Annotated in this window: 22 protein-coding genes; 15 read left to right on the top strand and 7 right to left on the bottom strand. The window is 61.2% G+C overall.

Annotated features, from left to right (window positions below; translation table 11 throughout):
* The first annotated feature begins 2 nt into the window (after window positions 1–2).
* The 7 genes from BVU17_15330 (at window position 3) to BVU17_15300 (ending at window position 9,946) form a co-directional block, all read left to right on the top strand.
* Window positions 3–1,508 (top strand): 3-octaprenyl-4-hydroxybenzoate carboxy-lyase, encoded by a 1,506-nt coding sequence (locus tag BVU17_15330; protein ID AUG48968.1) that lies wholly within the window; start codon window positions 3–5, stop codon window positions 1,506–1,508.
* Window positions 1,505–2,908 carry a prenyl carboxy-lyase gene (locus tag BVU17_15325; GenBank protein AUG48967.1) on the top strand — a complete coding sequence of 468 codons (1,404 nt, stop codon included), beginning with the start codon at window positions 1,505–1,507 and terminating at the stop codon, window positions 2,906–2,908. Before BVU17_15330 ends, BVU17_15325 begins: the two co-directional genes overlap by 4 nt.
* 169 nt (window positions 2,909–3,077) lie before the next feature.
* Window positions 3,078–4,760 (top strand): acyl-CoA synthetase, encoded by a 1,683-nt coding sequence (locus BVU17_15320; protein ID AUG48966.1) that lies wholly within the window; start codon window positions 3,078–3,080, stop codon window positions 4,758–4,760.
* 46 nt (window positions 4,761–4,806) lie between these two features.
* The gene (locus BVU17_15315) at window positions 4,807–5,973 is read left to right on the top strand and encodes an acyl-CoA dehydrogenase (protein ID AUG48965.1); all 1,167 of its coding nucleotides are present in this window, start codon (window positions 4,807–4,809) and stop codon (window positions 5,971–5,973) included.
* Window positions 5,973–7,757: a carbamoyl phosphate synthase gene (locus tag BVU17_15310; protein ID AUG48964.1), complete on the top strand. Its 1,785-nt coding sequence runs from the start codon at window positions 5,973–5,975 to the stop codon at window positions 7,755–7,757. Before BVU17_15315 ends, BVU17_15310 begins: the two co-directional genes overlap by 1 nt.
* A gap of 2 nt (window positions 7,758–7,759) precedes the next feature.
* Entirely contained in the window at window positions 7,760–9,478 is a 1,719-nt protein-coding gene (locus tag BVU17_15305) for a propionyl-CoA carboxylase (protein ID AUG48963.1), read from the top strand.
* Window positions 9,479–9,481: 3 nt separating this feature from the next.
* Window positions 9,482–9,946 carry a molybdenum cofactor biosynthesis protein gene (locus BVU17_15300; GenBank protein AUG48962.1) on the top strand — a complete coding sequence of 155 codons (465 nt, stop codon included), beginning with the start codon at window positions 9,482–9,484 and terminating at the stop codon, window positions 9,944–9,946.
* Between the two features lie 41 nt (window positions 9,947–9,987).
* Here the strand turns inward: BVU17_15300 and BVU17_15295 are convergent, their stop codons facing one another.
* Window positions 9,988–10,710 carry a cyclopropane-fatty-acyl-phospholipid synthase gene (locus BVU17_15295; protein AUG48961.1) on the bottom strand — a complete coding sequence of 241 codons (723 nt, stop codon included), beginning with the start codon at window positions 10,708–10,710 and terminating at the stop codon, window positions 9,988–9,990.
* A 42-nt stretch (window positions 10,711–10,752) separates the two neighbouring features.
* Window positions 10,753–11,586: a CoA ester lyase gene (locus tag BVU17_15290; GenBank protein AUG48960.1), complete on the bottom strand. Its 834-nt coding sequence runs from the start codon at window positions 11,584–11,586 to the stop codon at window positions 10,753–10,755.
* A gap of 214 nt (window positions 11,587–11,800) precedes the next feature.
* Here BVU17_15290 and BVU17_15285 point away from each other — a divergent pair, with 214 nt between their 5' ends.
* A complete protein-coding gene (locus BVU17_15285) occupies window positions 11,801–12,676 on the top strand; it encodes an amidohydrolase (protein AUG48959.1) in 876 nt (291 codons plus the stop codon).
* Here BVU17_15285 and BVU17_15280 read toward each other — a convergent pair.
* Together BVU17_15280 and BVU17_15275 are read right to left on the bottom strand one after the other, a co-directional pair.
* Window positions 12,673–13,434: an enoyl-CoA hydratase gene (locus BVU17_15280; protein ID AUG49357.1), complete on the bottom strand. Its 762-nt coding sequence runs from the start codon at window positions 13,432–13,434 to the stop codon at window positions 12,673–12,675. The genes BVU17_15285 and BVU17_15280 overlap by 4 nt on opposite strands.
* A gap of 25 nt (window positions 13,435–13,459) precedes the next feature.
* The gene (locus BVU17_15275; protein ID AUG48958.1) at window positions 13,460–14,134 is read right to left on the bottom strand and encodes a transcriptional regulator; all 675 of its coding nucleotides are present in this window, start codon (window positions 14,132–14,134) and stop codon (window positions 13,460–13,462) included.
* Between the two features lie 88 nt (window positions 14,135–14,222).
* On the opposite strand from BVU17_15275, the gene BVU17_15270 reads away from it, so the two are divergent.
* The 4 genes from BVU17_15270 to BVU17_15255 are packed head-to-tail and all read left to right on the top strand — an operon-like array spanning window position 14,223 to window position 16,957.
* Window positions 14,223–15,164 (top strand): 1,2-phenylacetyl-CoA epoxidase subunit A, encoded by a 942-nt coding sequence (locus BVU17_15270; protein AUG48957.1) that lies wholly within the window; start codon window positions 14,223–14,225, stop codon window positions 15,162–15,164.
* 5 nt (window positions 15,165–15,169) lie between these two features.
* Window positions 15,170–15,697 carry a PacF protein gene (locus BVU17_15265; protein ID AUG48956.1) on the top strand — a complete coding sequence of 176 codons (528 nt, stop codon included), beginning with the start codon at window positions 15,170–15,172 and terminating at the stop codon, window positions 15,695–15,697.
* Window positions 15,697–16,530, top strand: coding sequence for a phenylacetate-CoA oxygenase subunit PaaI (locus BVU17_15260; protein AUG48955.1), 834 nt, complete (start codon window positions 15,697–15,699; stop codon window positions 16,528–16,530). The genes BVU17_15265 and BVU17_15260 overlap by 1 nt, the downstream gene beginning before the upstream one ends.
* Window positions 16,523–16,957, top strand: coding sequence for a metal-sulfur cluster biosynthetic enzyme (locus BVU17_15255; protein AUG48954.1), 435 nt, complete (start codon window positions 16,523–16,525; stop codon window positions 16,955–16,957). The genes BVU17_15260 and BVU17_15255 overlap by 8 nt, the downstream gene beginning before the upstream one ends.
* Before the next feature lie 265 nt (window positions 16,958–17,222).
* Here BVU17_15255 and BVU17_15250 read toward each other — a convergent pair whose 3' ends face one another.
* Together BVU17_15250 and BVU17_15245 are read right to left on the bottom strand one after the other, a co-directional pair.
* A complete protein-coding gene (locus BVU17_15250; GenBank protein ID AUG48953.1) occupies window positions 17,223–18,674 on the bottom strand; it encodes an aldehyde dehydrogenase in 1,452 nt (483 codons plus the stop codon).
* Window positions 18,675–18,819: 145 nt separating this feature from the next.
* Window positions 18,820–19,278, bottom strand: coding sequence for a monoamine oxidase (locus tag BVU17_15245; GenBank protein AUG48952.1), 459 nt, complete (start codon window positions 19,276–19,278; stop codon window positions 18,820–18,822).
* A 101-nt stretch (window positions 19,279–19,379) separates the two neighbouring features.
* Here BVU17_15245 and BVU17_15240 point away from each other — a divergent pair, with 101 nt between their 5' ends.
* Window positions 19,380–19,775, top strand: coding sequence for a phenylacetic acid degradation protein PaaD (locus BVU17_15240; GenBank protein AUG48951.1), 396 nt, complete (start codon window positions 19,380–19,382; stop codon window positions 19,773–19,775).
* A 3-nt stretch (window positions 19,776–19,778) separates the two neighbouring features.
* Here BVU17_15240 and BVU17_15235 read toward each other — a convergent pair whose 3' ends face one another.
* The gene (locus BVU17_15235) at window positions 19,779–21,068 is read right to left on the bottom strand and encodes a phenylacetate--CoA ligase (GenBank protein ID AUG48950.1); all 1,290 of its coding nucleotides are present in this window, start codon (window positions 21,066–21,068) and stop codon (window positions 19,779–19,781) included.
* A gap of 132 nt (window positions 21,069–21,200) precedes the next feature.
* Here BVU17_15235 and BVU17_15230 point away from each other — a divergent pair, with 132 nt between their 5' ends.
* Window positions 21,201–22,373 carry a 3-ketoacyl-CoA thiolase gene (locus BVU17_15230; protein AUG48949.1) on the top strand — a complete coding sequence of 391 codons (1,173 nt, stop codon included), beginning with the start codon at window positions 21,201–21,203 and terminating at the stop codon, window positions 22,371–22,373.
* Window positions 22,370–23,806: an ACP synthase gene (locus tag BVU17_15225; protein AUG48948.1), complete on the top strand. Its 1,437-nt coding sequence runs from the start codon at window positions 22,370–22,372 to the stop codon at window positions 23,804–23,806. The genes BVU17_15230 and BVU17_15225 overlap by 4 nt, the downstream gene beginning before the upstream one ends.
* Window positions 23,807–23,815 lie beyond the last annotated feature (9 nt).

Below are 23,815 nucleotides of genomic sequence, written 5' to 3'. Positions count from 1 at the left end.
AGATGGCGGTCAATTCCCTCCGTGAGTACCTCGATTTGCTCGACACGACCGGCTGGCTCTGTCCGTTCGACCAGCCAGTGTCGTGGGACCTTGAAGCGAGTGCAGCCACGATGCTTGCCAATATCCGTGACGGACCGATTCCTGTTTTCGAGTCCGTCACAGGGATTGAGACGGAGTCGAAACTGGTTGGGGACCCGTACCGCGGCCCGCAGACTCGCCCCTGGAATCACTTCGCACAAGCGCTGGGGCACCCAGACGGTCTTTCGGGCCGTACGTACTACGACCGAGTGATTGAGCGCCTCAACGCGCCGAAAGCGCCTCGAACTGTCGCAAATCACCAAGCCCCTTGTAAAGAAACAGTGCGGACAGGGAACGAGGTTGACCTCCTGTCGTTCCCGTGGCCGTACATCCACGAGGGTGACGGGGGACGGTACTCGAATCACCACACCATCGTCGCACCGGACCCCGACACGGAGTGGGGGACTTGGTCGAGCCATCGCATGATGATCCACGACAGCTCCCGGGCCAGTCTGCTGTTACTGGCCGGTGAACAGGTTCCTAACCGCTACTACTACGACTACGAGCCGCGTGGCGAACCGATGCCAGTCGCGGTCGTCATCGGTTCGGAACCCACCGTCGAGAGTACTGCAGATATGTGGATCCCGACTGGACGGAGTGAAGCGGCCTTCGCGGGCGGCCTGAAAGACGCGCCTGTCGACCTCGTCCAGTGCGAAACCAATGACCTGTACGTCCCGGCGACGGCCGAGCTAGTTCTCGAAGGGCACGTTCGACCCGACGACCGACTCGACGAGGGCCCGTTCGGAGACTATTTCGGCTACATGAACGGTCCGCGTCGCTCTATGCCGGTGTTCGAGGTCGATGCAATCACCCACCGGGACGAACCGCACATCCCGTTTTGCGTCGAGGGGAGCGGCGTCGGATACGGGCAGAACTCGACCAGCACGCTGCGACTCGTCGCAGCCGGACCCGACGCGACTGTCGGGCTCCGAGCCGCCGGATTCGATGTTTCGATGGCGGTCCCGTGGCGATTCACGTCCCGCACCGTCTGGGTCATCGCGACGGACCGACCGTATCCGGGGTATCTCCACGAACTGGCGAACTTTATTTTCACGACGTGGGGGATGCTTCACATCGACTTTTTCGTCTTTGTCGACGCTGCTGTCGACCCACTTGACCCACGGGCAGTCTTGACAGCTATCGCACTTGAGGCAGACCCCGATGCCGACTTCCACCAGTTCGGCGTCGAGCGGATGCCGAAAGTCCCGCTCAACATCTACCAGACGCCCGACGAGAAGGGCAGTGCGGATGTGGGGACTTCGAAGGCGAAGACGGCCAAAGCCTACATCGACGCGACGACTGACGGTGACGCGACGGACACGACGGCGACCACAGAAACTCGTAAGCGAGCCCAGGTACGGCTGGTCGAAGCGGGACTGGACGCTGCGCGGTTCGACCGACTTGATGAACGGGAGGAGCAATCACAGTGATACCGTTCACACAGTACGTTCGTGGACTGGCTGGCGACGACGACCTCGTCCGACTCGACGGCCCATTCGAAATCCCGGTTGACGCGCTTGCGGCGGAGGCGCTCCGAGCGAGTGGGCCGGCGCTTCGGTTCCAGCGGTCTACGGGTATCGACTTGGTTAGCGGTGTGTTCAGCGGTCCGGACCAGACACAGCACCGCGAGGCGCGGCCGTGGTCGCGGCTGTCGCTCGGCCTCGGACTTGACCCGGAGGCCCCGCTCGTTGACCTGCTAGAGACTATCGGCGATCTCGGCCCGGCCGGGGAAAATCCGGAGCCGACATACACAGGTCAGGCGGCCTCGGGGACAGATATCGACGGACAGGACCTGCAATTCCCGCAGGGAGAAACTGAGACGTGGCCAACAGTGACGCTCGGTGTCGCATCGATCTCGACCGCTGACGGCACACACTGGGCACCGGTCCACGGCTCGGTTGTGAGTGGGGATACGCTCAGAGTGCGCGTTCCGGACGCGCTGTCGTCGCTTGTTGCTGACGGGGCGACGATGACGATAGCGCTTGGCGTGCCGCCAGCGGCGATCACGACGGCATACCTGCTTGCTGTCACCGAGCAAACTGCCACGCCAATCCAGTCCTGTGGGGTAACCGGAACTGTCCCGCTCGTCCCGACCAACGGCGGACTCGTCCCGAGTGCGACGGAGGTCGTCATCGAGACGACGGTTGCGGACCGCCAGCCTGACTTCCGCTCTGACCGTCGAGAAGGCTGGGAGTACGTCGTTGCGAGCGGGCCGCTCTCGTTGGCGGTCGAGAGCGTCCGCGCTACTGAAAACCCTGTCATTCCTATCTCTCCGGTCGGTTGCCCGCTCGCGGATGATAGCCAGCTCACAGGGCTTGTGACCGCCGCAACGCTCTATCACCGGGTCAACAACTACTGGGGTATCTCGCCAGTGGAATGGGTTATGTTACCGGCAGAGGCCGAACTCGGCATCTGCTTCGTGGCCAGTGACATACTGTACGGCGGGTTCGAGTGGCAACTCGCGAACATCCTCTTTTCGTTCTCGTCGCTTTTCGACACGGTGGTTATCGTCGACGAAGACGTTCCGCCACAGGACTTCGGCCGCGTTCTGGCCGATGTCTGGCTGAAATCTCATCCGGCTCGCGACTGGACGTTCAGCGAGTCGGATGCGCCGGCGGCGACACGGCCGCACTATCGACAGAACAACGAAACCGGTTCGCGTCTGTACGTGAATGCGGCGTGGGACCCACGCTGGAAAGAAACGTACATCGCGCCGCGAGTCACGTTCGAGAACTCGTTCCCAAGCAGCGTCCGCGACATGGCTCGTGTCCTGTGGGACGACTCAGATATCGCTTCCGGAGTGAGGACTGAAAACGAATCGTCCCACTGAACGTGTTTCCCGAGTGTGTATACATTTAAATATGTAGTAATCAGTTCTGTTTACGCAATACAGCAAGCGTATACTTCCTTTGTGGGAGTGAAAGTAAAATATATTCAATATATTATCTGTAAAAACTAACCGGTACAGTTATACCAGATACCGGTATCCCGAGCGGTGTATGGCGACCAGCCACAACCTCCCCGACTACGACACAGCACGGCAAGAGTTCACGTGGGACGATATCTACGCAGAAGCGGACTGGGACGCACCGGATAGCTTGAACATCGGGCACGAAGTCGCTGACCGACACGCGACAGACCGAGGCCAGGTCGCACTCTATCAGGTCGGGACCGACGGAGAGCTGTCGACAATGACGTTCTGGGAGCTTGCTGACCGCTCAAGCCAGTTTGCCAACGTCCTCGACGACCTCGGGGTTGCGCAGGGTGACCGGGTCTTCTCGTACATGCCCCGGATCCCGGAGCACTACGTGGCGCTGGTCGGCACGCTCAAACACGGCGCTGTCTGGGGAAGCGTCAACGAGCGGTTCGGTCCCGAGGGTATCTCGTACCGTCTGGACGACTGTGACGCGACGGTCGTCGTCACCACGACTGACAACCGGGACACGGTTGAAGACGCACTGGACGATGCGCCCGCAGTCGAACACGTCATTACCGTTGACCGCGGGAGTGGGGCACCTGCTGATGACGTGGTTTTCAATACTGCGCTGGACGGCGCGAGTACGGCCTACGAGGTCGCAGAGACCAGCGGGGAGGACGACGCACTGCTGTACTACACCTCAGGGACGACCGGGCTGGCCAAGGGTGTCCTCCACAAACAGCGCTGGATCGCCGGTGTCGCGGCGACACAGAAGTACGCCGTAGACCTCCAGGACGGTGACCTGTACTGGTCGACCGGCGACCTCGGCTGGCTAACGGGCGCGATCAACACGCTCGGTGCCTGGTTCTGGGGTGCGTCGCTGTTCACGTACGAGGGCGAGTTCGACACCGACGAGTGGGCAGACCTACTCGACGAATATCCGATCAGCGTTCTGTTCTCGGTCCCGACGGCGTACCGAATGCTCCGGGAGAACGAGGAAGCCCTCGCTGACGCCGACCTCGATTTACGTCACGCGCTCTCTATCGGCGAACCACTCAGTGCCGGCGTCGTCGAGTGGGGGGAAGACGAACTCGGCGTCACGATCCTGGATACGTACGGCCAGACCGAGACCGGGAACATGATTATCAACAACTACCCGACGATGGAACTCCGGCCCGGGTCGATGGGAAAACCACTCCCCGGAATCGAAGCCGATATCGTCGACCCGCAGAGCGGTGAAGTTCTGGCCCCCGGCGAGACGGGTGAGATAGCACAGCGGGGCGATTACCCGTGTTTCTTCGCCGAGTTCTGGAACAAGCCCGAGAAGACCCAGCGGGCGTTCATCGACGGTCCAGACGGGACGTGGTATCTCTCGGGCGATCTGGCGCACAAAGACGAGGACGGCTACTTCTGGTTCGAGGGGCGTGCAGACGACGTGATCCTTTCCTCCGGTTACCGGATCGGGCCATTCGAAGTCGAAAGTTCGCTGGGCGAACACGAAGCGGTCGCTGAGGCGGCTGTCGTCCCCAAACCACACGAAGCGCGGGGGAACATCGTCAAGGCCTACGTCGTGCCAAGCGAGGACGCTGAGCCGTCCGACCCCCTCAAAGAAGACATTCAGAGCTACGTGAAAGAAGAGCTCTCAGCACACGAATACCCGCGCGAAATCGAGTTTCGCGAGGAACTGCCCAAGACCGTGACCGGAAAGATTCGCCGAACCGAACTTCACGACGACGCTGAAGCAGAAGCCGAAGTCGAATCCTGACATAGGGTATCAAGCAGTACGAGTGCCAACACAGACACGACTACCAATGAATTTCGAATCTACAGAGGAGCGTTCGATGATTCGGTCGACTGCGGCGGACGTAGCGGCCGAGTACGGACCGGAGTACTGGCGCGAGAAAGAGGAGACAGGCGAGTTCGGACAGGAATTCTGGGACGAACTGGCTGCGGCCGGCTTCCACGGCCTACTGGTCCCACAGGAGTACGAAGGGGCCGGGATGGGGATACAGGAGATGGGACTGGTCATGGAGACGCTCTGTGCCGAAGGCTGTGGCATGGCGGGTACGTGGTATCTCGTACTTACCGCCGGCATGGCCGCTGTCGGTATCAGTGAGAACGGGACAGAAGCGCAGAAACAGACCTATCTACCCGACATCGCCAACGGGAAGCGAAACTTCTCTATCGGGATTACAGAGCCCGAAGCCGGAACGAACACGCTGAACGTCGCGACCCGCGCCGAGAAAGACGGCGACGAGTACGTGCTGAACGGGAACAAGGCGTGGATTACCTTCGCGGACCGGGCCGACAATATGATTCTCGTCACGCGAACGACTCCGCGTGACGAGGTCGACCGCGGGACTGACGGCATAAGCCTCTTCATCGTCGATATGGACGACCCCGGCATCGACGTGTCGCCGATCCCCAAACACGGTATCAACTACTCGAAGTCCTGTGAGGTCTTCATCGAGGATGTTCGGGTCCCCGAGGAGAACTTGCTGGGCGAGGAAGACGACGGCTGGTGGACTCTCGTCGATATGCTGAACCCGGAACGAATCGGCTTCGCGGCCGCCGGGACCGGCATCGGCAAGCTAGCCGCCGACACTGCTATTGAGTACGCGAGCGACCGGGAGGTGTTCGATGCGCCTATCGGGACCCATCAGGCGGTCTCGTTCCCCATCACCAAGGCGTATGCCCGCATGGAAACGGCCGCGCTCATGCGTGAGAAGGCGTCCTGGTTGTACGACCAGGGCGAGGAGTGTGGGTACGAGACAAACGTTGCGAAGGCGACAGCTGTCAGTGCTGGCATCGAAGCGGTCAAACAATCGATGCAGGCGTTCGGCGGCTGGGGCTACGCGAAGGAGTACGACATCGAGCGGTGGTGGCGCGAAATCAACCTGACGCGGCTGGCCCCGGTCTCTCAGCAGATGGCGTACAACCACATCGGGCAACACCTCGGCTTCCCACGATCCTACTAATGTTCGAGAAAGTCCTTGTCGCAAACCGCGGCGAAATCGCGGTTCGTGTGATGGCTGCGTGTGAAGAGCTGGGTATCGAGACGGTCGCCGTCTACAGCGACGCCGACCGCAACGCCGGCCACGTCGAGTACGCTGACGACGCATACAACGTCGGCCCGGCACCTGCAAGCGAGTCGTATCTCGACCAGACAGCGATACTCGATGTCGCTGAGCGGGCTGGAGCCGATGCAATCCATCCCGGCTACGGTTTCCTCGCGGAAAACGCCGAGTTCGCTAGCCGCGTCGAGGCTACCGACGGTCTCACGTGGGTCGGCCCGCCAAGTGACGCGATGGAGACACTGGGCGAAAAGACGAAAGCCCGAACAGTGATGCAGGAGGCTGGCGTCCCAGTCGTTCCCGGCACGACGGATCTGGTCGACGACCCAGACGAAGTACGGGCGCTGGGCGCAGAGTACGGCTACCCCATCGCGATCAAGGCTGAAGGCGGTGGCGGCGGTCGCGGCATGAAAATCGTCCGGAGCGAGGCCGAGGTTGCGGAGGCGCTCAAAAGCGCACAGCGCGAGGGCGAAGCCTACTTCGGCAATGACTCGGTGTACGTCGAAAAGTACCTCGAAGCCCCAAAACACGTCGAGGTGCAGGTGCTTGCGGACGAACACGGCAACGTCCGCCATCTGGGCGAGCGCGACTGCTCGCTGCAACGCCGCCACCAGAAGGTCATCGAGGAAGCACCGAGTCCGGCTCTCGATGCCGAACTCCGTACGGAGATCGGTGCGGCTGCCAGACGCGGTGTCAGCGAAGCCGGGTACACGAACGCCGGCACGGTGGAGTTCCTCGTCGAGGACGGGGAGTTCTACTTCATGGAGGTGAACACCCGCATTCAGGTCGAACACACCGTCACCGAAGCGGTGACTGGTATCGACATCGTTCGCTGGCAGCTCCGGGTCGCTGCGGGCGAGCAACTGGACTTTACACAGGAGGACGTGTCGATAGACGGCCACGCCGTTGAGTACCGAATCAACGCGGAGAACCCGGCCGAGGACTTCGCTCCGACGCCGGGGCCGCTGACGACGTACGCGCCGCCAAGCAGTATCGGTGTGCGGCTCGACCACGCGGTCTCGCAGGGCGACGATATCGGGGGCGATTACGACTCGATGATTGCAAAGCTCATCGTCGCTGGTGAGGACCGGGACCACTGTCTGGACCGGTCGAGGCGTGCCCTCGACCATTTCACCGTTGAGGGGGTCCACACGACTATCCCGTTCCATCGATTGATGCTGGACGACGACACGTTCCGTGCCGGGACGCACACGACGAAATACCTCGACCAGGAACTCGCCGACGATGCCCTTGACGCGGCCGTCGCGCGGTGGGGGACAGACGAGGTCGGTGGCGACGCCCAGTCGGCGTCGACGGATGAAATCGCTGTCGAAGTCGATGGGAAGCGCTTCGATGTCGTTGTTACGGACGGACTGCCCCGCGTAGCCCGTGATGGCAACGCCAGTGCCGGCTCCGACACTGGCGCTTCGGGCGGCAATTCATCCGGTGGCGGCACGGTGGACGTGACCACGTCGGGTGCGATTACGGCCGAGATGCAGGGCACTATCCTCTCGACCGAAGTCGCGCCCGGTGACGATATCGCAGCGGGCGATGTCGTCTGCGTACTCGAGGCGATGAAAATGGAAAACGACGTGGTGGCATCCACGGGCGGAACTGTCGCGTCCGTCCCGATCACGGAGGGCGATTCCGTGGACATGGGTGACACCCTGGTTGTACTGGAGGAGTAAGTATGCAAGTCAGAATTTCAGACGACGCGACCGAATCGGAAGCACAGGCCATTGCAGAGGCGTTGGCGACACACTTCGAGGACGACATTACACTCGTCATTGACAGCGGCGAAACGGCCGCCAGTGCCACGTACGACGGCACTCGGGGGGACGAAGCCGCGGAACAGGTCGACGACGACCTCGGGCCGACCGAACGCGAGGAGAATCTGCGCAAGGAGATCGAAGAGATCCACGAAGGCGGGCCGGAAAAGTACAAGGAGCAGTTGCCTGAGGAGGGCAAGCTGTTCGTTCGTGACCGTATCGACCTGTGGTTCGGCGACGATTTCCTCTTCGAGGACGGGACGTTTGCGGAGTTTGACGCCGACGACCAGCTCCCGGCTGACGGACTCATCACGGGGGCCGCGGAGTTCGAGGGCCGTGACCTGCATTTCATGGCCAACGATTACACGGTCAAACGTGGAAGCATGGCCGCAAAAGGTGTCGAGAAGTTCCTCCGGATGCAACAACGGGCACTGAAAACCGGGCGACCGGTGCTGTATCTGATGGACTCCTCGGGCGGCCGTATAGACCAGCAGACGGGCTTTTTCGCCAACCGCGAGGGAATCGGGAAGTTCTACTACAACCACTCGATGCTCTCGGGGCGGGTCCCCCAGATCTGTGTGCTGTACGGTCCCTGTATCGCCGGTGCGGCCTACACGCCAGTCTTCGCAGACTTCACCGTCATGGTTCGGGACATGAGCGCAATGGCCATTGCCAGCCCCCGGATGGTCGAAATGGTCACTGGCGAGGAAATCAGCCTCGAAGACCTCGGCGGCCCCGACGTACACGCACAGCACTCCGGAAGCGCAGATCTCATCGCCGACGACGAGGAACACGCCCGCGAACTCGTCGCGCAACTCATCGGTTATCTGCCAGACAACGCCGACGAAGACCCACCACAGACCAGTGGGACGGCCCCGAAGCGCTCGCCAGAGGGTATCGACGCCGTCGTCCCGGACAAGCCCAACAAAGGCTACGATATGTTCGACGTGATCGAGCGGGTCGTCGACGCCGGGTCGCCCCTCGAACTCCGGCCCGAGTACGGGAAAGAGATTATCACGTCGTTTGCTCGGATCGATGGTCGGCCAGTCGGAGTCATCGCCAATCAGCCAGCCCAGCGTGCGGGAGCCATCTTCCCGGACGCAGCGGAGAAAGCCGCCCAGTTCATCTGGACCTGCGACGCTTACAATATTCCGCTATTGTACCTCTGTGATACGCCGGGGTTCATGGCTGGGTCAGGCGTCGAGAAGGAGGGCATCCTCGAACAGGGCAAGAAGATGATCTACGCCACGTCTTCGGCGACAGTGCCCAAGCAGTCCGTCGTGGTGCGGAAAGCATACGGTGCGGGCATCTACGCGATGTCCGGCCCCGCGTACGACCCCGAGTCGACAATCGGCCTTCCAAGCGGCGAAATCGCGATTATGGGGCCGGAAGCGGCTATCAATGCCGTCTACGCCCGGAAGCTCTCCGAGATCGAGGACGAGGACGAACGACAGCAAAAGGAGCAGGAACTCCGCGAGGCCTACCGCGAGGATATCGACATTCATCGAATGGCTAGCGAAGTTGTCGTCGACGACATCGTCCCACCCAGCGATCTCAGAACGGAACTGACGAACCGGTTTGCGTTCTACGAGACCGTCGAGAAAGACCTCCCGGACAAGAAACACGGGACCATCCTCTGAGCTATGACAGGACGCTACTACGAAGAGTTCGAGGTCGGCGAGACCATCGAACACGAGAAGCGCCGTACCGTCAGCGAGCGCGACAATCAGCAGTTCTGCGATATGACGATGAACCAGCAGCCGCTCCATCTCGACGCCGAGTTCGCGGCCGAGACGGAGTTCGGCGAGCGACTGGTCAACGGCCTCTACACGATGAGCCTAGCGGTCGGACTGACCATTCCAGAGACGACTGACGGCACCATCGTCGCGAACCTGTCCTACGACAGCGTCGAGCATCCGAACCCCGTGTTTCACGGCGACACGATCCGCGTGCAATCGACTGTGACCGACAAACGCGAGACCAGCGACGGTGACCGCGGCGTCGTCACGATGCACGTCGAGGTGTTCAAACTCACAGATTCGGACGATGTCCTCGTCTGTGAGTTCGACCGCACCGTGCTGTCGCTGAAGCGGGACCACGCCGAGTGACGCTGTGACTGCCCGACTGACGAACCGCAGATTCAAGTCACCTATTCGGGCACGCCGATGACCCACCGCCATCGTTGCTCGAACGTCCCGTCCAGAGCGCCGAGGAGTTCGTGGGCCTGTCGTACCCGCTGTTCTGTGTCGAGTTTCGGATAGAGCCGTGCGGCCATCGCGGGAATCGCGTGGAACAGCCGGATGTTTTCGGCAGTCGTCGAAAACCGCCATGTGCCTGTCGTCGTCGAGAAGTCACTCGCCAGGGCGTCTTGGAGGGTTGATGTGTCGGACGGGGAGCGTGACTCGCGCTCGAACTGTTCGAACACGTCCGTGCCGTCGGGACAGAACCACCCCAGCGGTGCGACAGCGCCAACCACGCCGTCCGGGCGGAGGACTCTGGCGGCTTCCCGTACTGCAGTCGCTGGGTCAGGGACCAGAAAGAGTGAGGCGGTAAAAGCCACGCCGTCGACCGACTGGTCACTGAGCGGAAGGTGGTCGAAATCGGCCTGCAACCGGGCAGCGGAGTCGATTTCGCGTAGCATCTCGCGACTGATATCGAGCGCAATAGTATCCGCTGCCGTCTCGGCGAACACGCGCGTGCTTACGCCTGTTCCAGCGCCCGCATCGAGCACTGTCCCGAGTCGCCCGTCAGGACGAGTGCTCATCTCGGCGGCGAGCAGCCGAGCGAGCGACGTGAAACGATTGGTCCGCCGCTCGTAGGTCGTGTAGGCGTCGACGCTGGCATCGAAATTTCGCCGGACGACGTTTTTCATACACGACAGCACAGTAAGGTCTCGGATAGGTGTTGCCGTTGGTTACCGCTGCCCGGCCTCGCGAGCGCGTTCGAGGACGCGCTCTGCTTGCGCGATAAGCGGTGCGTCAATCATCTCTCCGTCGACCTCGAAAACCCCGGCATCTGTCTCGTCGTCGGCTGCAACAACGCGTTCAGCCCATGCTATTTCCTCGTCATCGGGGGAGAACGCGTCGTTGATGACCGCGACCTGATCCGGATGGATCGCCATCTTCCCATCGTATCCGAGCTGGGCCGCGAACTCCGTCGCTTCGCGGAGGCCATCTAGATCGCCGTAGTCGGGGTATATCGTATCTATCGCATCGATTCCAGCGGCGCTGGCCGCAACGACGACTCGCTGGCGTGCATAGAGCACCTCTCGTCCGTCGCTGGTCCGACTCGCACCGATGTCGGCCGCGAGGTCTTCGGCTCCGAACAGGAGGGCATCTGTTGGGTCGGCGGCTGCGATCTCCGCCGCGTTGAGGACGCCAGCGGCCGATTCGACCAGCGAAAGCACTGGGAGGTCCACACTGTGCTCCCCGAGGAGCCGTTCCAGGACCGATATGTCGTCGGCAGAACTGGCCTTCGGGAGCATCACACTGTCGGGACTGGTATCCGTCAGTATTGCCGCAAGGTCGGCTGTAGCGCTGACTCCCACGGGATTGATGCGAACGCAGATGTGGCTATCTGAACTGACAGTTGATAGGACCGATTGAACAGATTCACGGGCCTGTTCTTTGTCAGCCGGTGCAACCGCATCTTCGAGGTCGAAAACGACCACGTCAGCGTCGCCACCGGCCGCCTTTCGCATCAACTCTGTGTTGTCACCCGGTGCAAACAGGACACTGCGACGAACCATGGCCGCCCCTTCACCTCCCAGCAGTAAGATGGTAGGGGATAGACACCCGGCTATGCACGGGGTGACCGTGCGCTGTGGACTCGTCGCCTGCCGCAGGTATGACCACCGCCGCTCGAATTAGCTACCGGTGGCACGACTGCCGTGACACTTCAGCGTGGCCGCTGGACAGCAGAAACAGCATGGATTTTTATGACACTGGGTAAAATCTCTCTCTGTGACAACCGACCTCCCTGGTGTCGACGACAGGCAACTGTTCGACACGCACGCCCACCAACCGACCAGTGAGTTCCTCCACGACGCCGGCGGCGAAATGATGCAAGACGCCGCCGACCGCTTTGGCACTGATCTGGAGACGTGGGACTACGACGAAATGCTCGCGGAGTACCACGAGGCGGGTGTCGGTGGCGCTGTCCTGCTTGGCTGGGACGCGGAGACGAACACCGGAAACCCACCCGTCCCCAACGACTATGTCGCCGAAGTCCGGGACGAGTACCCCGACTTCTTCGTTGGGTTCGGAAGCGTCGATCCACTGAAAGATGACTGCGTACAGGAGGCGATCCGGTGCGTCGAGGATCTGGACCTCTCGGGGTTCAAGTTCCAGCAGATCGCACAGGGCTTTGACCCCTCGGACGAACGCCACGACCACCTGTGGAGTACCATCGAAGACCTCGGGGTCCCCGTTGTCTTCCACGGCGGGAACTCGACACTGGGGGCCTGTAGCGCCGGCGGTCGCGGCCTGAAAATCAAGTACGGTAACCCGATGCTTATCGACGACGTGGCTGCTGCACATCCGGATCTCGACATCCTCATCGCTCACCCCGCCTTCCCGTGGGAGAAAGAGCAACTGGCGATATGCCAGCAAAAAGGCAACGTGTACATGGATCTCTCCGGCTGGGTGCCGAAGTACATCGACGAGCAGGTGCTCCATTACGCCGGGACAGTGCTCAAAGACAAGGTGATGTTCGGCACTGATTATCCGATGATCGACCCCGAAACGTGGCTCGAATCGTTCGCCCGTGACACGGACTTTGACACGGATGTCCAGCGGAAGATTCTGTTCGAAAACGCCCGGGAATTTTTCGACCGCTAGTCGAAATCCGGGGTCCGCCCGTCCAGAAACGCCTCGACTCCGCGTGAGTGTGCCGGCGTATCGTACGCCAGCGACTGGATGCGTGCTTCCCGACGCAGCCCGGTTCGCAGAGACTGGCCGAGATTATCGTGGATCGCCTCCTTCGCCAGCCCGAGGTTCGCTGTCGGCTGTGCCTGAAGTGTTTCGAGCAGGTCGGCCGTCCGCGCATCAAGCTTGGCTGGTTCGACAGCCTCGTTGATCAGATCCATGTCGGCGGCGCTTTCGGCGTCGATTAGTTTCCCGGTGAACGCGAGTTCTTTAGTTTTCCTGAGCCCGATAAGCCGAGGTAGTATGGCGGTTGCGCCCATGTCTGGGACGAGGCCGACGCTGATGAACGACGCACCGAACCGCGCGGACGTGGCGGCGTAGGCGAAATCGGCGACGGCCACGAGCGACAGTCCGGCACCGACCGCGTCCCCGTTGACCTTTGCGACGACAGGCACCGGCGCTTCGAGGATATTGCTGGCCACCCGACCCAGCGTTTTCCGGACTCGTTCGTAGGCTTCCGTTGCCGATTCCTCACGCTCGCTCATCGCCTCAATATCCCCGCCGGCACTGAACGAATCACCGTCACCGGTGAGGAGAACGGCGTCGTGCGTCGCCGGGTCGAGATCAGCGAGCGCATCAGCGAGCTCAGTCGCGACCGCCCCGGTCATCGCGTTTTTGACACCGGGACGGTCGAATACGATTCGTCGAACAGCACCGTCTTCAACGCGCATGGTCGTATTCAGGTGCCCGGGCACTTTACTGTCCGTCGTCGCCCGGATGGCCGCCGTCGGTGTCACCGAACAGCTGCGTGAACAACGAGTGCTGTGCGCGGTGGAGTCGTTCGAGGAACGCGGACTTGCTGATACCGAGTTCGGCAGCGACTTCACTAGCTGTCGTCTGTCGTGGGACGAGAAAATACCCCATCTCAACTGCGTACCGGAGACTCTCAGTCTGTGCCGGGGTCAGGTCCCACTGCTGTGCGATAGACGCGTCCTCTGTTGCACGCAGTGCGTACACCCGCTGTAGTTTCACGCCGACAGTTTCACCGGCCGTCTCCATGACGGTTTGGAGAATCTCGTGGCCCACCACAGCGCCAGTTAAAATCGCGTTGCCGTTCCGATACGTCAGCGATTCAACCATGAAGCCCGCACTGATGAGTTTATGTACAACACATTGCTGGAGCGATAGACATCGGTAATTATACCGACCATCGGTAACTGACTGGTAGAGATAGCGGATCCGGTCGTCCTCATCGAGATAGTCGATAAGCTTGTCACTCGCCTGCGCACTGAACCGCAGCAATACGTTACGGTCATCCCGGAGGAGCGGCGGGGCCGCTTCAATGGATGTCCCCGTGGCACTGCTTGCATCTGCCAGCGGGCAGTCGTCGCCCTCAATGCGAAACTCGACCATGAGACACTCCTCTATCATCACCTCATACATGTGCGGAATTACATATAAAACCCGTCTATATAGGGGCAAATTAGTAAGAATATTCCTCACGATTTTTGGGATAGATATGAACGTTGACGAAGTCAAAGACCGCGCTGGACCCCGAGAATTCAGCCCGAAAGACGACCTTCCCGAAGAGTATCGGAAGGCAGCCACGCGGATGCTCGAGTTCCACGCAAACAGCGAGATTATGGGGGCGTACCTCGAACGGCCCTTCATCAGAAAAGCACCGAGTATTGAGCGAAAGATGGCCTTCAGCGCGAAGGTGCAGGACGAAATCGGCCACGGCCAGATGCTCTACCGAGCGGCGGAGTCACTCGGTGTCAAGACCCGCGACGAGATGCTTGCAGACCTGGCGAACGGGGACGGGAAGTTCCTGAACTGCTTCCATTATCCGATGGAGAGCTACGTCGAGACGCCGATGATCGCATTCTTCGTCGACGGGGCCGCGATGCGCCGCCAAGCGACCCTGAAAAAGTCCAGTTGGGAACCGTACGCCCACGCGATGGACAAGATCTGCTTCGAGGAGGGGATGCACGTCAAACACGGCGAGTCGATCCTCCGCGAACTGATGAACGGCTCCCGGAAGGAACAGCGCATGGTGCAGGAAGCCTTCGAAGAGTGGTGGCCGCGAATCTTGCAGTTCTTCGGCCCGACCGACGACCAGAGCACCCATCACGACTTCGCCGCGGAAGTCGGGCTGAAGACGTGTACGAACGACGAACTTCGAAACGCGTTCCTCAATACGTACATCCCGAAAGCCAAGAAATACGGGCTGGAGATGCCCGATGAGCCACGCATCCGGGATAACGGTGACGGGACATACGAGGTCGTCGAGGACGACCTCGACTGGGACGAGTTCTTCACTGTCTCACAGAACGATTACGACGGCAGTATCGAGCAGATCACGGGTCGCCGACAGGCTCAGGAAGCGGTTCAGTGGGTCCGTGACATGATGGACGACCAGACGACGACGAACAGCGGCCCGCAGTCACAGGCGGCTGACTGAGAACAATGATCTGGGAAGTATTCCGACAACAGAGTCCGGACGCGGCGTTCGTTCACTGCCGAGATGTCCACGCACCCGACCGAGAGATGGCAAAGCAGTTCGCCGTCATCCAGCACGGACGCCGGAAACCAACCCACGCGCTCTGGGTTGCCCCGCAGGAGAAAATCACGCAGGTCGACTCTGGGGCGGAGAGCCATGGCGAGACCGAGGACAGCGCCGAGAAACCGTGGGCCGTCTTCCGGCAGGACAAGCCTGGTGGGTATCACACGCACTGTGGTGATGTCGAAGCTGCCAGCGCCGCCGACGCAGAACAGGCGGCGATTGCGGCGTTCACTGACGACGACCCGAACAGTCTCTGGGTCGTCCAGCACCAGTACATCGGCGAAGTCACCGAGGACGACGTGAGCTTCGGCGGGACGACCAACAAGTCCTACCGGTTCGCACAGACGTACAACGTCGATCCGGCCGCTGAGGAGGTCGAAGCCTCCGAGACTGAGCAGATAGAAGCGGAGAAACAGCGAGGTGAGATCTAATGGCAACAACGGAATCCGACCTCGGCGGTCCAGCTGACCTGTCCGAGGACGAACAGCGTGCAGTCGAGGCACAGCTACTCCGGCTTGCTGACGACGAGCTGATTCAGGCCGAACGCTACACGTTCTGGCAGGTGCGTGCGCCGACACTGGAATCGGACCTCTCGATTTCGAACAACGCGCAGGACGAACTGGGTCACGCACGACTGTGGTATGATGCAGTGCAGCAACTCGGCTACTCCGAGGAATCGCTCATTTACGAGAGCGACCCCAGCGACTTCCAGCACAGTACGCTCGTCGAGCTGCCGTTTGCGGAAGGCGACTGGGCCGGCGCCATCGTCAGAGCGTACCTCTACGATGCGGCCGAGGATATCCGCCTCTCTGCGCTTGAGGACTCATCGTACGAGACAATCCGGAACCGAACGAGCCGCATTCAGGGCGAGGAAGGCTATCATCTCGAACACGCCGAAAGCTGGCTGAACCGGATGGCACTGGACGAGGAAGCCAGCGAACGCGTTCAGGCGGCTATCGATGACCTCTATCCGTACGCCCTCACGCTGTTCGAACCCGTCGGTGACGTGGAAGCCGACATCGAACGGCTGGGCATCCGAACGATGACTCTCGACGAGATGCGCACCGAGTGGGAGACCCGCGTCGAACCGTTCCTGACCGAACTCGGGTTCGACGTGCCGACCGATGCCGACCCCGCAACGCCGACGGGCCGGGACAACGAACACACTGACCACTGGCACGACCTGCACGAACAGATGACGTCCAGCTACCGGAATCTGGGACGCGACAAAGCGACGCTGATAATGGCGGCCGACGATGAGTAGCGACTACGACCGGCCACGCGCGGACGCTGACGCCACCGCGTGTTCGTACACCGACTACGAGACCAAAGACCACGCAGCGGACGACGTGCCGGCCACAGGCGAGGACGCCGACGGCATCGAACGCGACGTGTGGGCGGCCCTGTATCAGGTCGAGGACCCGGAGATGCCGGTCAGCATCGTCGATCTGGGCCTCATATATGGGCTTGACGTGTCCGATGGTGCTGTCACGGTCGACATGACACTCACATACAGCGGCTGTCCGGCACGCGAGATCATCCTTGATGAGGTCGAAGAAGCCGCCGAGAGTGTCGACGGAATCGAGACCGCGTCGGTCCGACTGGTCTGGGCCCCGGACTGGTCGATTGACTTGGTCACCGAACAGGGCAAAGAAGCGCTTCGGGACTTCGGAATGAGTTTCGACGGATGAGCGAGCCCGACCCCAGCGTCACGACCAGCGGCGAACAGACGGGCGCTGAGTGCCCGTACTGCAGCTCAACTGACACTGAGCGAAAACATCCACGCGGACCGTCTCGCTGTCAGTCGATTCATTACTGTAACGAGTGCCTCCAGCAGTTCAAGAAGTTCGAGTAAGCCGCTATTACTTGCGAGTATTACCTTCGTAGTTTGATACTGCGAAACAGAACGGTGGTGCCAATGATGACGGTGGCTGGAGTCTGCCGCCGACTTGACCCTCAGCCGAGGTTGATGTGGACGTTTTTCACCTCGGTGTAGGCCTCGATGGCCTGCTCGCCCTGTGCGCGGCCGTGGCCACTCTGTTTCGTGCCGCCGAAGGGCGTCTGTGGCCACGTGTTGGGCGTCTCGTTGACCATCACCATCCCGTAGTCTAGTCTGTCTGTGACGGTGTGAGCGCGAGTCAGGTCGTTCGTCCAGACACAGGCGGTGAGGCCAAACGGTGAGTCGTTTGCGACCGCAATCGCTTCTTCCTCGTCGCTCACTTCGATTGCGGTAAGCACGGGACCGAAGATTTCCTCCCGTGCAATCGTCATCTCGTTGTCCACGTCGGCAAAGACTGTCGGCTCGACGAAGTGACCGGTGTCTCTGTCAGCAGGGACGCCACCGCCGGCCGCGACAGTCGCCCCCTCTTCTTTCCCGGTCTCGATATAGTCGAGGATCTCCTGTTGCTGGCCCGCGCTGACGACTGGTCCCATCTGTCCATCGTCGTCGATACCGCCGCCGAGCGGGATGTTTTCGGCGATCTCAGCCATCCGGGAGACCATCTCGTCGTAGACGTCTTCGTGGACGACAATACGTGAGTTCGCCCAGCACATCTGTCCGGCGTTCATGAAGATTCCGTACTGGATGCCGCGGGCGGCGGTATCGAGGTCAGCGTCGGGGAACACGACTGCCGGACCCTTTCCGCCGAGTTCGAGCGTCACATCGGCGACCGCATCCGCAGCAGTACGCTGGACCGTCTTTCCGACGCCAGTACTCCCGGTGAATGTAACGTGATCGACGCCCTCGTGCCCGGTGAGGGCGTCGCCGGCCTCTGACCCCTTCCCTGGAACGACGTTGACGACGCCGTCAGGCAGGCCCGCTTTTTCGGCGGCTTTCGCATAGTACAGCGCCGAAAGCGGCGTCATAGCAGATGGCTTGAGGATAACGCTGTTTCCCGCCGCCAGCGCCGGTGCTAGTCCGCGGCCGGCGAGCTGGAAGGGATAGTTCCACGGCGCGATGTGTGCCGTCACGCCGACTGGTTCACGGGTAGTGTAGTTGAGCCGGCCGTTCTCGACGGGAATCTCGTCGCCGCGTATCTTGTCCGTCCACCCAGCGTAATGGCGGAACGTATCGACGACCATGTCGATTTCCAGCCCGGCTTCGAAGGGGGTTTTCCCGTTGTCGTGGGATTCAACCATCGACAGTTCGTCTTTCATCGCCTCGATGGCGTCGGCCATCGCATGGAGCTTCTCCCGACGCGTTCCCGGGTCCATCGTCGCCCACTCGGAACCGTCTGCGACGGCTGCCCGTGCCGCCTGTACTGCATCGTCGATATCGGCCGCCTCGGCCTGCTGTACCGATGCGTAGGTCTGTTCAGTTGCTGGGTCCTCCGTCTCAATCTTGTCGCCGTTGGTCGCTTCTCGCCATTCGCCACCGATATACAGGTCTGTCGGACCGGTGTACTCCATTGCAATAAGAGTGGGAGTGCGCGGCGTCTTAGTTGTTATTATTGATTATTAATGTCTGGCTGACGAGAGCGCGGTCTGCGACTTTCAAGCCGCAACATTGCGGTGCTATCCGCTACAGCTGCAGCTTTCGGACGCGTCAGTGGATTTACTCGCGTTTCTTTATCAGGAACTTCATATCGCCCTCGAAGACGACGGTCCCGTCCTGATTTTCCATTTCGGTGTCGAGAACGACTAACCCGGCGTCGTCGCGCCCGACCTCCTTGGTGTTGTCAACGACAATCTCCAGTTGGAGTGTATCGCCGATATGGACCGGGTTCGGGAGGTCCATGTAGTTCATTCCGAGAAACGCGAACGCGGTCCGTTCGACGATGCCCGTCCGGTAGACGAAGCCAGTCGCCTGCACGAACGTCATCGGACCGTGTGCGATCCGCTCACCGAACTCCTGTTGTTCCGCGTATTCCTTGTTCGTATGCAGTTCAGTCCAGTCTCCTGACAGGGCAGAGTGCATGACGAAATCGGACTCGGTAACCGTCCGGCCGACACTGATAAACTCCTGCCCCTCTTCGAAGTCCTCGAAGTGGTGTGGCTCGTAGCTGTACGCCATAGTTTGTCATCTGATAGCAGCCATTTATATTTTTACGCTCCGCTGACAGCACCAGCAGTGACCGGTATATATTTGTTATTCCTGATGGAACCACAGGCTGTATGTCCGGCGTCGCTGACGAAGTCAGAGAGCGTATCGAATCGGACGCGTACTGTGAAACCCTTGGCATCGACCTGGTCGAACTCGATTCAGGGTTCGCCCGGACTGAGTTGACGATTACCGAGGACTTGCTGAACTTTCATGGGACACCCCACGGCGGGGCGATTTACTCACTCGCCGATGCAGCGTTCGCTGCGGCGTCGAACTCTCACGGCGAGGTTGCGGTTGCCCTGGAGACGAACATCTCGTATTTAGACGCCATCGACACCGGTGAGACGCTGTCTGCGGTCGCTGAAGAGACACATCTTGCGGACAGCACCGCGGAGTACGAGGTGACGGTGACCGCACAGGATGGCGAGCGTATCGCGACGTTTCGCGGCCGAGTCTACCGGCCCTGACAGTCAGTCACGGTGGTCGTAAACGCGTTTCACCTTCCCGACCTGCGTTCGTTCGATGCTACCGGGCGCGACAAGTTCGAGTTCGTCCGGGGTGAACGCGAGCACGTTTTCCAGACGTTCGATGATTTCATCTTCCAGCGCTTTGTCGCCCGGCCCCTGCTCCGCAGTCCGTTCGATGGTGAGTTCAAGCACGTCGAGGTTGTCCTCCTCGTAGAGGTCGATTCGGTAGTGCGGGGCGACGCCGTCGATATCTAGTACTGCGTGTTCGATTTCGCTAGGGTAGAGGTTGACGCCACGGATGATGAGGAGGTCATCGGTCCGGCCAGTGACGTTGTCCATCCGTACCATCGTCCGGCCGCACGCACACTCGTCGTAGTTCAGCGTCGTGAGGTCACCGGTCCGGTACCGGAAGACCGGCAACGCCTCCTTGGTGAGCGTTGTGAGAACGAGTTCCCCCTCTTCGCCTTCCTCGACCGGCTCTTTCGTGTGTGGGTCGATGACCTCCGGGTAGAAATGGTCCTCCCAGATGTGAAGCCCGTCCTGCGCTTCGTGGCATTCACACGAGACGCCGGGACCGATGATCTCGGACAGTCCATAAATATCGATGCCATCGACACCCAGCCGCGCCTCGATTTCCTCCCGCATCGGGTCTGTACACGGTTCCGCTCCGAAGATAATCGTCGAGATCGGTAGCTCTCTGGGGTCGTGACCCATCTCTTCGGCCGTCTCGGCGAGATAGAGGGCATACGACGGGGTGCAGGCGAACACATCGCTCTCCAAGTCGGTCATCAACTCGACCTGTCGCTGTGTCTGGCCGCTCCCGATCGGAATAACCGAGGCCCCCAGTTCCTCAGTTCCGTAGTGGAGCCCCAGTCCGCCGGTGAACAATCCGTAGCCGTAGGCGTTCTGGACGGTGTCCCCTGCTTCGGTCCCGCTCGCAGCCAACGACCGTGCGACGACTTCGCTCCAGGTGTCGAGGTCGTCGTCCGTGTACGAGACGATTTTGGGTTTGCCGGTCGTCCCGGACGACGCGTGGATACGTGCAACGTCCGCGTCGTCTACGGCGAAGAGCCCGTCGGGGTACTCGTCGCGGAAATCCTCTTTCGTCGTCATCGGCAACTTCGTGATGTCGTCGATACTCTGGATGTCTTCGGGCGAGACGCCCGCCTCATCGAGCTTTTCCCGGTAAAACGGGACGTTTTCATAGGCGTGTGTGACAGTCTCTTTCAATCGGTCAGTTTGCAACGCACGCAGCTCTGTACGGCCAGACGCCTCCAGTGGCTTGTACACCATCTTCAGTGACAGAATGGGGTAAGAGTGATAAAATGGTTTGGGATTGGTCACTCCGCTGCCAATAGCGTGCGTGGTGTGTGACTCTCGACGAGTGATGCAAAGCTATTTTTCAGTACCCTCAGAGTTCCATGTATGCGGGACGCGTATCTCATCGGCGCAGGGCAAACGCCGTTTGGCTCGATGCCCGAAGAGAGCTACAGATCACTGTTCGACCACGCAGTCAGCGAAGCCATCGACAGTGTCGACCACGGTATCGACACGGATGCAATAGACGAAGCGGTCGTCGGCTCACTCGGCGTGGGCGGTCGACAACTCGGTCTCTCTGGCCCGGCAGCAACCGAACACGCTGGGCTGCACGGCGTCCCCAGCGTACGCGTTGAAAACGCCTGTGCCGCGTCGGGCTATGCCGTCCGACAGGCAATTCAGGCGGTCAAAAGTGGGATGGCCGACGTGGCGCTGGCTGGCGGCGTCGAAGTCATGACGGATATGAGTAGCGACGTGACGAAGTACTGGCTCGGCGTTTCCGGCGAAACAGAGTGGGAACGGCTGACCGGGACGACGTTCTCCGGCGTCTACGCACAGATGGCAAGCGCGTATCTACGAGAGTACGGGGCCAGCGAGGAACACCTTTCAATGGTGGCAGTCAAGAATCACCGGAACGGCGCGAAGAACCCGAAGGCCCACCTTGGCTTCGAGTGTTCCCTCGAAGACGCCGTCGACGCCCCGGTTGTTGCAGACCCGCTGAACCTCTATCACTGCTGTCCGACCTCTGACGGCGCAGCGGTCGCGCTCGTCGCCAGTGAGGATGTCGTCGAGCAGTACACTGACAAGCCGGTCCGGGTCGCTGGAGTCGGGGCGGCCAGCGACCGGGTCGGTCTCTTCCAGCGAGACAGCTACACCGGCATTTCCGCGTCGAAGAAGGCCGCGGACACAGCATACAACCGTGCCGGAGTCAGCCCTGCGGACCTCGATTTCGCGGAGGTCCACGACTGCTTTACAATCGCAGAACTGCTTGCATACGAGGACCTCGGGTTCTGTGACCGTGGCGAGGCACCGCAGTTGCTCGACGCGGGAACGACCGACGCTGACGGAGCGATACCGGTCAATCTCTCCGGCGGTCTGAAATCGAAGGGCCACCCTATCGGCGCAACCGGTGCCGGACAGGTCGTCGAGGCGTTCAAACAGCTCACCGGCAGCGCCGCAGACCGGCAGCTAGCTGCCCCGAAGTACGGGCTGACTCATAACGTGGGTGGAAGCGGGGGCAGCGCAGTTGTCCATATCCTCGAACGGGAGGCTGCACGATGACTGTCTCAGGGCTCGCGGCCATCGGCGCGTACGCACCTCGGCTACGGATCGACGCCGCGGAGTTCGAAGCCGCCTGGGGCCGATTCGATGCAGCGGGGATCGACGAGAAGGCGGTTCCCGACGCCGACGAGGATGCGGTCACGATGGGTGTCGAAGCAGCCCGCCGTGCGCTCACTGCCGCCGACGCGTCCGGCACGGACGTCGCGCACTTGGCCTTCGCGACAACGACACCGCCGATGGCGGAAGAGGACCTCGCGGCGCGACTCTGCAGTATTCTCACCGTCCCAGACAGCGCAAAGACGCAGACCATGACCGGCTCCACGCACGCCGGTGCGCAGGCGCTGGACGCAACCATGGACGGCGGGCCGTTCGGGGACGGTATCGGCCTCGTCATCATCAGCGACTGTCCGCAGGGCGACCCTGACAGCGAGGTCGAACACGCCGCCGGTGCCGGCAGTGTTGCGCTCGTTGTTGACGAGGACGGTCCCGGAAGCGTCATTGAGCGAGCGTCACATACGGCGGCTTATCCCGGAACGCGCTTCAGAACGGGCGGCGACGACCGGACGACCGGTCTGGGCGTTACGCAGTACGACCGCGACGCGTTCACGACCACGCTTTCCAGTGCGGCAGAGAGACTGGACGTGTCGATGGAGACAGTTGATGCAGCAGCGGTCCAGTCTCCGGACGGCAAACTCCCCTATCGGGCGACTGGTGCGCTCGGGGTTGACGCAGAGACAATCGCCGCCGCGGACACAGTCAGTACGCTCGGGGACACCGGCGCGGCAAGTGCGTTTCTCGGGGCCGCAACAGCATTTGCGGACGACGCCGAGCGCGTGCTGATTGCCGCGTACGGAAGCGGCGCGAGCGCGACGCTGTTCGCCGTTGCTGGTCCCGTTCCGGTCGAAACTGCACTGGATGGGACTGCCTCCCTGTCCTACGCCGAGTACCTCCGGCGGCGCGGCGAGATTACACGCGACGAACCAAAGGGCGGCGGAGCCTACGTTAGCGTCCCGTCCTGGCAACGGACGATCCCACAACGCCACCGACTCGTCGCCGGCCGGTGTTCTGCGTGTGGTGCGTTGAACTTCCCGCCGACCGGGGCCTGTACGGACTGTCACGAGCGCACCGGTGATTTCGAGGCTGTCGAACTGCCCGGAACAGGGACAGTCGAGGCAGTAACGACCATCGAACAGGGCGGTGCCCCGCCGGAGTTCGTCGCTCAGCAGTCCAAGAGCGGCCAGTTCGATAGCGCTATCGTCGCGCTCGACAGCCCGTCGGGTGCACAGACCGTGAGTGTCCCTGCACAGGTGCTTCAGGCGGGGGCGGAAGTCACAATCGGCACCCCTGTCGTGCTGACGACGCGGCGCATCTACACCCAGGAAGGCGTCATCAGATACGGCTTCAAGGCACAGGTCGCCAGTCAGCGCCGATAGCCGCCAGTA

Origin of the sequence: Haloarcula taiwanensis, assembly GCA_002844335.1 — an archaeon.
Classification (GTDB): domain Archaea; phylum Halobacteriota; class Halobacteria; order Halobacteriales; family Haloarculaceae; genus Haloarcula; species Haloarcula taiwanensis.
This window is presented reverse-complemented; position numbering and strand designations above follow the sequence as displayed.